The 6,738-nt window shown below is 64.7% G+C and carries 5 protein-coding genes; 3 read left to right on the plus strand and 2 right to left on the minus strand.

Annotated elements, in window-relative coordinates; translation table 11 throughout:
* Positions 1–136 precede the first annotated feature (136 nt).
* Genes VNC39_RS00895 through VNC39_RS00905 form a run of 3 tightly spaced genes read left to right on the plus strand, consistent with a single transcriptional unit; the run spans position 137 to position 5,424 of the window.
* On the plus strand, positions 137–1,273 hold the full coding sequence (locus VNC39_RS00895) for a thiolase family protein (RefSeq protein WP_325395243.1): 1,137 nt from the start codon (positions 137–139) through the stop codon (positions 1,271–1,273).
* Between the two features lies 1 nt (position 1,274).
* A complete protein-coding gene (locus VNC39_RS00900; RefSeq protein ID WP_325395245.1) occupies positions 1,275–3,641 on the plus strand; it encodes a 3-hydroxyacyl-CoA dehydrogenase/enoyl-CoA hydratase family protein in 2,367 nt (788 codons plus the stop codon).
* Positions 3,642–3,651: 10 nt separating this feature from the next.
* The gene (locus VNC39_RS00905) at positions 3,652–5,424 is read left to right on the plus strand and encodes an acyl-CoA dehydrogenase C-terminal domain-containing protein (RefSeq protein WP_325395247.1); all 1,773 of its coding nucleotides are present in this window, start codon (positions 3,652–3,654) and stop codon (positions 5,422–5,424) included.
* A 151-nt stretch (positions 5,425–5,575) separates the two neighbouring features.
* Here the strand turns inward: VNC39_RS00905 and VNC39_RS00910 are convergent, their stop codons facing one another.
* Together VNC39_RS00910 and VNC39_RS00915 are read right to left on the minus strand one after the other, a co-directional pair.
* The gene (locus VNC39_RS00910; RefSeq protein ID WP_325395249.1) at positions 5,576–6,154 is read right to left on the minus strand and encodes an ankyrin repeat domain-containing protein; all 579 of its coding nucleotides are present in this window, start codon (positions 6,152–6,154) and stop codon (positions 5,576–5,578) included.
* 107 nt (positions 6,155–6,261) lie between these two features.
* On the minus strand, positions 6,262–6,738 hold a 477-nt coding region (locus tag VNC39_RS00915), incomplete at its 5' end, for a polyhydroxyalkanoate synthesis repressor PhaR (RefSeq protein WP_325395251.1).

A 6,738-nucleotide genomic window follows, 5' to 3' on the forward strand; every position in this document is an offset into this window, starting at 1 on the left:
GTTGTCGCTGACACAGCCCATAGCCCAGCATAATAAAGTTTTTTGCTTCTTTTTGTTCACAAAAAGAAGCCTTCCTTGTCTTTTTTACCGATTGGGTCATTGCTGACGGTAAAAATGACGAGCGGAGGAGCGTTGAATGACCGGAGTGGTGATCGCAGGCTATGCCCGTTCGCCGTTTACGCCGGCGCATAAAGGCGCGCTGGCGCGTACGCGCCCGGACGAGATGGCGGCTTTGGTGGTGCGGGAACTGGTGGCGCGCAGCTTTGTGGCGCCGGCCGATATCGAAGATTTGGTTCTCGGCTGCGCCTTTCCCGAAGGCGAACAAGGTCTCAACGTCGCCCGGATGGTCGGGCTGCTCGCGGATTTGCCGCTGGCCGTGGGCGGCGTCACGGTGAACCGCTTCTGCGGTTCGTCGATGAGCGCCATCCATATCGCCGCCGGCGCCATCCGCATGAACAGCGGCGAGGCGTTCATTTGCGCCGGGGTGGAAAGCATGAGCCGGGTGCCGATGGGCGGCTTCAACCCGTTGCCGAGCCCGCGTCTCCATGCCGCCAGGCCGGACGCCTATATCGGCATGGGCGACACGGCTGAAAACGTGGCGCGGCGCTGGCAGATCACCCGCGCCGCGCAGGAGGCGTTCGCGCTGGAGAGCCACAGCAAGGCGGCTTCGGCGCAGGCGGCCGGACATTTCGCCGCGGAAATCGTGCCGATTGCCGACGGCACGGGCCGGGTCGAGCAGGATGAGTGCGTCCGCGCGCACTCCACGGCGGCGGACCTCGCGGGGCTGAAGCCGGCTTTCGCCAAAGATGGCACGGTGACCGCGGGCACCTCGTCGCCGCTGACCGACGGCGCTTCCGCCGTGCTGGTCTGCGCCGAGGGTTATGCGCGGGAACACGGGCTGGAAATACTCGCGCGGATCAAATCCGTCGCCGTCGCCGGGTGCGCGCCGGACATCATGGGCATCGGCCCGGTCGGCGCGTCGCGCAAGGCGTTGGCGCGCGCGGGCATCGAGATTGCGGATCTCGATGTGGTGGAGCTGAACGAGGCGTTCGCCGCGCAGGCCATAGCCTGCATCCAGGACCTCGAGCTCGACCCGGCCAAGGTGAATCTCGATGGCGGGGCGATTGCCCTCGGCCACCCGCTGGGCGCGACCGGCGCGCGCATCGTGGGCAAGGCGGCTTCGCTGCTGAAGCGCACGGGCAAGCGCTATGCGCTGGCGACGCAATGCATCGGCGGCGGCCAGGGCATCGCCACCGTGCTGGAGGCGGTGTGACATGGTCAGTTCCGTCGCCGTGATCGGCGCCGGCGTCATGGGGGCGAGCATCGCCGCCCATGTCGCCAATGCGGGCGTGCCGGTGATGCTGCTGGACATCGTCCAGCCGGGTGCGGCCAGCCGCAACGCGGTGGCGGAAGGCGCCATCGAACGGCTGAAAAAAATGGATCCGGCGCCGCTGATGAGCGCCCGGGCGGCGCGGCTGATCACGCCCGGGAACATCGAGGACGATCTGGCCCAGCTTGGTGGGTGCGACTGGATCATCGAGGCGGTGGTCGAGCGGCTGGAGGTGAAGCAGGATCTGTATCGGCGGCTGGAGACGGTCTGCAAGCCGGGCGCGGTGATCTCCTCGAACACCTCGACCATTCCGCTGCGTGAGCTCACCGCCGGGCTGCCGCAGCATTTCGCGGCGCGTTTCTGCATCACGCATTTCTTCAACCCGCCGCGCTATATGCGGCTGCTGGAAATGGTCGGGGCCGAAAGCGAGACTTTCGCCGCGCTGCGGGCGTTCGTGGACGAGAGGCTCGGCAAGACTGCCGTCCCCTGCAAGGACACGCCGGGCTTCATCGCCAACCGCATCGGCGCGTACTGGATCCAATGCGCCCTCGTCCTGGCGCAGGAGCTGGGGCTCGAGGTGGAGGAGGCCGACGCCGTGCTCGGCAAGCCGCTCGGCTTTCCCTCCACCGGGATTTTCGGGCTGCTGGATCTGGTGGGCATCGATCTCGCGCCGCAGGTCAACGCCTCGATGGGCCGGCTTCTGCCGCCGGGCGACGCGTTCCATGCGATGAATCGCGATGCCCATGTCATCGAAAAACTGATCGCCGAAGGCTATACCGGCAACAAGGGCAAAGGCGGATTCTATCGCCGTGGCACCGACGCGGCGGGCAAGCGGGAAAAACTGGCGCTGGATTTGCCGCGCGCCGTGCAAGGCGACCTTGCCTGGCGGCCGGCGGTGAAGCCGGAGCTGCCGCTGCTGAAAGAGGCGCGCAAGGATTTGAAGCGGCTCCTCGACGCCGAGAGCAAATATGGCCGCTATGCCTGGGGCGTGCTGGGGCGCGTGCTGGCCTATGCCGCGTCCCTGGTGCCGGAGATCGCCGATGACATCGCCGATATCGATACCGCCATGCGGCTTGGCTACACCTGGAAGTACGGCCCGTTCGAGCTGATCGACCGGCTGGGCGCGGAATGGGTGGCGGCGCGCCTGGGCGCGCTTAGGGTGGCCGTGCCGCCGCTCCTGAAGCTGGTGGGCAACGGCACATTCTACCAGGCGCAGGGCGCGGAACTGCGGCAATTCGCGCCGGATGGCACCTACCGGCCGATCCGTCGCGCGCCGGGCATTTTGCTCCTCGACGACATCAAGCGCGCCGCGGGAAAGCCGCTGATCGGCAACAAGAACGCGTCGGTCTGGGATCTTGGCGACGGCGTGCTCTGTTTCGAAATTCATGCGGAACTGCGCGGGTCGATGCTGAACATGCTCGATGGCGACATTCTCGGCGTGCTGGAAAAGGCCCTGCTGCTGACGGCGCAAAACCATAAGGCGCTGGTGCTCTATAACGACGATCTGCGCGAGGCGCCGCACAAGACGAATTTCTCCACAGGCGCGAATATCGGCATGGTGCAGATGATGGCGAACATCCGGCTGTGGAGCAAAATCGAAAACGCCATCAAGGACGGCCAGAAACTATTACTGACGATGCGTTATGCGCCGTTCCCGGTGGTGGCAGCACCCGCCGGGCGGGCGCTGGGCGGCGGCTGCGAGCTGCTGCTGCATTGCAGTGCCGTGCAGGCTTATGCGGAGAGCTATATCGGCCTGGTCGAAGCCGGGGTGGGCGTGGTGCCGGCCTGGGGCGGATGCGCGACGATGCTGACGCGTTGGCAGTATGACAAACGGTCCCCGAAAGGGCCGATGCCGGCGGTGGCGAAAGTGTTCGAGATCATTTCCACCGCCACGGTGTCGCGCTCGGCGCACCAGGCGAAGGAGCTGAAGTTCCTGTCCGAGCGCGACGGCATCACCATGAATCGCGACCGGCTTCTGGCGGACGCAAAGGCGAAGGCTCTGGCGCTGGCGGCGGATTATCGCAAACCCGAACCGCTTCCGCTGCGCCTGCCGGGGCCGTCCGGCCTGATCGCGCTGCGCATGGCGGTGGACGGCTTTTACAAGCGTGGGCTGGCACTGGACCACGATGTCACCGTCTCTACCGCTTTGGCAGAAGTCTTAAGCGGCGGCGGGAACGATTATCTGGACGAGCTGAGCGAAACCGACGTAATGGCGCTGGAACGCACCAAATTCATGGCATTGATCCGCACCAGGGAAAGCCAGGCGCGGATCAAAAGCATCATCGATACGGGAAAACCGTTGCGCAATTAGGGAGCGAAACATGCCGATCTATCTGGCGCCTTTGGAAGATATGCGGTTCGTCCTGCATGAACTCCATGAGGACAAAGCGATCGCCGATCTGCCGGATGCGGCCGAGTTCACGCCGGAGCTGGTCGACAGCGTGCTGGAGGAGGCGGCGAAATTCACCGAAGGCGTGCTGTTCCCGCTCAACCAGACCGGCGATCTCGAGGGCTGCGTCTTCGAGAATGGCGTGGTGCGCACGCCCGCCGGGTTCAAGGCGGCCTACGACGCCTTTTGCCGTGGCGGCTGGACGTCGATGTCCGCGGCGCAGGAGTTCGGCGGCCAGAACATGCCGGTTTCGGTGTCGATGTGCGTCGAAGAGATGATGTGCTCGGCGAATGTCGCCTTCGGCCTGTATCCCGGCCTGACGCACGGCGCGTATCTGGCGCTGTCGCAGCATGGCACCGCGGCACAGAAGCGGCTGTTTCTGCCGAAGATGGCGGCGGGCGAATGGTCCGGAACGATGTGCCTGACCGAGGCGCATTGCGGCACCGATCTCGGCCTGCTGCGCACCAAGGCGGTGCCGAACGGAGACGGGTCTTACGCGCTGACTGGGGCCAAGATCTTCATTTCCGCCGGCGAGCATGATTTGACGGAAAACATCGTTCATCTGGTGCTGGCGCGGCTGCCGGACGCGCCGCCGGGGGTGAAGGGCATTTCGCTGTTCGTGGTGCCGAAATTCCTGGTCGCGGAAGACGGTTCGCTCGGGGCCCGCAATGGCGTGACCTGCACCGCGATCGAGCACAAGATGGGCATCAAGGCCTCCGCCACCTGCTCGCTGGCATTCGAAGGCGCCCAGGGCTGGCTGGTCGGCGCGGCGCATCAGGGCCTGCGCGCGATGTTCACGATGATGAACATCGAGCGGCTCTCGGTCGGCATCCAGGGGCTGGGCGTCGCGGAGGTCGCGTACCAGAACGCGGTGAATTACGCGCGTGAGCGCCTGCAGGGCCGTGCGCTGAACGGCGCAAAATATCCCGACAAGCCCGCGGACCCGATCCTCGTGCATCCCGATGTGCGGCGCATGCTGCTGACCATGCGCGCTTATATCGAAGGTTGTCGCGCGCTCTCCGGCTGGGTGGCGCGCGAGATCGACATTCTGCACCGCTCCGAAGACGAAGACGCCAAGCAGAGCGCCGACGATTTCACCGCCTTGCTGACGCCGGTGGTCAAAGCCATGTTCACCGATCTCGGCTTCGAAATCGCCTCGATGGCGATGCAATGTTATGGCGGGCACGGCTATATTCGCGATCACGGCATGGAGCAGTATGTCCGGGATGCGCGGATTTTCATGCTCTATGAGGGGACCAACGGCGTGCAGGCGCTCGACCTCGTGGGCCGCAAGCTGCCGCAGGAAGGCGGGCGGCTGCTCACCCGTTTCCTCGACCCGGTGCTGGACTTCATCGCGGCGAACGAGGACGAGGAGATGGCGCCTTTCGTCACCCCGCTGCGCGGCGCGCTGGAAAATCTGCAAATCGCGACCGGGTATGTCATGGAAACCGGCATGTCGGATCACGACGAGATCGGCGCGGCCTCGGCGGATTATCTGCGCCTGTTCGGGCTCACCGCGCTCGGCTTCATGTGGGCGCGGATGGCGAAGCTCTCATTGCCGAGGGCGGAGGAGCGTTTCTACAAGGCTAAGCTCACCACCGCGAAATTCTTCATGCAAAGGCTGCTGCCGCAGAGCGGAGCGCTGCTCGCCGGCATCCAGTCGGGTGCGGCGGTGATGATGGAAATGGAAGACGCGGCTTTTTAGGCAAGGCAAGCAAGCGCTACTTTTTGTGAACAAAAAGTAGCAAAAAAACTTTTATTATGCTGGGTCATGGGCGTTGGCGCTGCCACAACCCACGGCCCAGCATAATAAAAGTTTTTGCGCCGCTTTTTTTAAAAAGCGGCCGCTTCCTTCCTTACTTCGTCGGGTTGAACCCGAGGAATCCGGCGGCAGGGTCCGGGGTGCCGGGGTCGTTGCTCATCACCGGCACCGGCTGCGGGCGTGGTGCCCTGGTGTGGTCGGAGATGGTCACGGTCGGCACCCGCGCGGCATGAGGGCTGGGCGCCTGCGGGACGCTGGGGCTGTCGCCCGCCTCGTTGCGGGCGGCGAGCAGCATGAAGGTGATGGCAGAGCGGTTCAGCGCCACGGACAGATCGAGCGGCGTCTCGCCCAGCGGATTTTGAGCGTTGAGATTGGCGCCGCGGCTCACCGCGCCCTGCGCCGCGCCGTAATCGTTTTTGTTGATGGCGTTGAACAAGGCGGTGGTCGGGTCGCCGATGTCTTTTTGCAGGCTCGGCCCGGTCGCGAGCGGTGTGGTCACCGCCCCGGGCACGCCGGCCGGCGCGATATTCGGCACGCTCTGCCGCGGGGCGTTGCCACCGATCATGTCGCCACCACCCAGGGGGCCCGTTCCCAGTCCGGGAGCCATCTGGGCCAGGGCCGGCGCGGCGGCAAGTGACAAAAGCAGGGCAGTACCCGAAACAATCGTTCTCATGGCCACGTCTCTAGCGCATCGCATGTCAAGCGACCAGAACCTAGCTTCGAATGGCGTGCAAAAGTGATCCCGCACGGCGCCGGCACGCAAGCGGTGCCGGCAATATCTCATCCCGCTTTCTTCGGCGCGGCGCGCAGCGCGGCCAGTTGTTGCTGCAGCCGCTCGACCTCGGCGCGCAGGCTGATGATCTCCTCCTGATATTCCTGCGAGGCCTGGCTTACCGGCGTGGTTTCGCCCTCGCGATAGAATGGGGTGAACAGGTGCATCGCCCGTTCCATCATCGCGAGGTTCTTCCGGCTCATATCCTCGATGCCCGGCGGCATGAACGGGCTGAGCGTCTTGCTCATCGTTTCACGCATGGTTTCCTGCTGGTGGGCAAAATTGCTCAGCGCCTGTTCGAGATAGCGCGGCACCATGTTCTGCACATTGCCGCCGTAAAAGCCGATCAGCTGGCGCAGGAAATTCGTCGGCAGCATGGCGTGACCCTTGCCCTCTTCCTCGACAATGATCTGTGTCAGGACGGCGCGGGTGATATCGTCGCCGGATTTCGCGTCATAGACCACGAAGTCGCGATCCTTGCGGAC

Origin of the sequence: Acidocella sp. (assembly GCF_035535915.1) — a bacterium.
In the GTDB taxonomy this organism is placed as follows: Bacteria; Pseudomonadota; Alphaproteobacteria; order Acetobacterales; family Acetobacteraceae; genus Acidocella.